1 rRNA gene is annotated in these 2,394 nt (G+C 52.2%); it reads left to right on the top strand.

The features are described 5' to 3' along the window. A 23S ribosomal RNA gene (locus BM026_RS28780) occupies positions 1-2,350 on the top strand; the annotation flags it as partial. Positions 2,351-2,394: the final 44 nt, after the last annotated feature.

The raw sequence follows: 2,394 nt of genomic DNA, 5'->3' as shown, positions 1-2,394 counted from the left end.
GGTGACTGCGTACCTTTTGTATAATGGGTCAGCGACTTATTTTCAGTGGCGAGCTTAACCGAATAGGGGAGGCGTAGCGAAAGCGAGTCTTAATAGGGCGTCTAGTCGCTGGGAATAGACCCGAAACCGGGCGATCTATCCATGGGCAGGTTGAAGGTTGGGTAACACTAACTGGAGGACCGAACCGACTACCGTTGAAAAGTTAGCGGATGACCTGTGGATCGGAGTGAAAGGCTAATCAAGCTCGGAGATAGCTGGTTCTCCTCGAAAGCTATTTAGGTAGCGCCTCATGTATCACTGTAGGGGGTAGAGCACTGTTTCGGCTAGGGGGTCATCCCGACTTACCAAACCGATGCAAACTCCGAATACCTACAAGTGCCGAGCATGGGAGACACACGGCGGGTGCTAACGTCCGTCGTGAAAAGGGAAACAACCCAGACCGTCAGCTAAGGTCCCAAAGTTATGGTTAAGTGGGAAACGATGTGGGAAGGCTTAGACAGCTAGGAGGTTGGCTTAGAAGCAGCCACCCTTTAAAGAAAGCGTAATAGCTCACTAGTCGAGTCGGCCTGCGCGGAAGATGTAACGGGGCTCAAACCATACACCGAAGCTACGGGTATCACGTAAGTGATGCGGTAGAGGAGCGTTCTGTAAGCCTGTGAAGGTGAGTTGAGAAGCTTGCTGGAGGTATCAGAAGTGCGAATGCTGACATGAGTAACGACAATGGGTGTGAAAAACACCCACGCCGAAAGACCAAGGTTTCCTGCGCAACGTTAATCGACGCAGGGTTAGTCGGTCCCTAAGGCGAGGCTGAAAAGCGTAGTCGATGGAAAACAGGTTAATATTCCTGTACTTCTGGTTATTGCGATGGAGGGACGGAGAAGGCTAGGCCAGCTTGGCGTTGGTTGTCCAAGTTTAAGGTGGTAGGCTGAGATCTTAGGTAAATCCGGGATCTTAAGGCCGAGAGCTGATGACGAGTTACCTTTTAGGTGACGAAGTGGTTGATGCCATGCTTCCAAGAAAAGCTTCTAAGCTTCAGGTAACCAGGAACCGTACCCCAAACCGACACAGGTGGTTGGGTAGAGAATACCAAGGCGCTTGAGAGAACTCGGGTGAAGGAACTAGGCAAAATGGCACCGTAACTTCGGGAGAAGGTGCGCCGGTGAGGGTGAAGGACTTGCTCCGTAAGCCCATGCCGGTCGAAGATACCAGGCCGCTGCGACTGTTTATTAAAAACACAGCACTCTGCAAACACGAAAGTGGACGTATAGGGTGTGACGCCTGCCCGGTGCCGGAAGGTTAATTGATGGGGTTAGCTAACGCGAAGCTCTTGATCGAAGCCCCGGTAAACGGCGGCCGTAACTATAACGGTCCTAAGGTAGCGAAATTCCTTGTCGGGTAAGTTCCGACCTGCACGAATGGCGTAACGATGGCGGCGCTGTCTCCACCCGAGACTCAGTGAAATTGAAATCGCTGTGAAGATGCAGTGTATCCGCGGCTAGACGGAAAGACCCCGTGAACCTTTACTATAGCTTTGCACTGGACTTTGAATTTGCTTGTGTAGGATAGGTGGGAGGCTTTGAAGCGTGGACGCCAGTTCGCGTGGAGCCATCCTTGAAATACCACCCTGGCAACTTTGAGGTTCTAACTCAGGTCCGTTATCCGGATCGAGGACAGTGTATGGTGGGTAGTTTGACTGGGGCGGTCTCCTCCTAAAGAGTAACGGAGGAGTACGAAGGTGCGCTCAGACCGGTCGGAAATCGGTCGTAGAGTATAAAGGCAAAAGCGCGCTTGACTGCGAGACAGACACGTCGAGCAGGTACGAAAGTAGGTCTTAGTGATCCGGTGGTTCTGTATGGAAGGGCCATCGCTCAACGGATAAAAGGTACTCCGGGGATAACAGGCTGATACCGCCCAAGAGTTCATATCGACGGCGGTGTTTGGCACCTCGATGTCGGCTCATCACATCCTGGGGCTGAAGCCGGTCCCAAGGGTATGGCTGTTCGCCATTTAAAGTGGTACGCGAGCTGGGTTTAGAACGTCGTGAGACAGTTCGGTCCCTATCTGCCGTGGACGTTTGAGATTTGAGAGGGGCTGCTCCTAGTACGAGAGGACCGGAGTGGACGAACCTCTGGTGTTCCGGTTGTCACGCCAGTGGCATTGCCGGGTAGCTATGTTCGGAATAGATAACCGCTGAAAGCATCTAAGCGGGAAACTAGCCTCAAGATGAGATCTCACTGGAACCTTGAGTTCCCTGAAGGGCCGTCGAAGACTACGACGTTGATAGGTTGGGTGTGTAAGCGCTGTGAGGCGTTGAGCTAACCAATACTAATTGCCCGTGAGGCTTGACCATATAACACCCAAGCAATTTGACTACTCTAACGAGCATCAGATTGC

Source organism: Pseudomonas sp. NFPP24 (assembly GCF_900112095.1).
GTDB classification, from domain to species: domain Bacteria; phylum Pseudomonadota; class Gammaproteobacteria; order Pseudomonadales; family Pseudomonadaceae; genus Aquipseudomonas; species Aquipseudomonas extremorientalis.
Note: the sequence above shows the minus strand (reverse complement) of the source record. Positions and strands in the feature narration are given on the sequence as shown.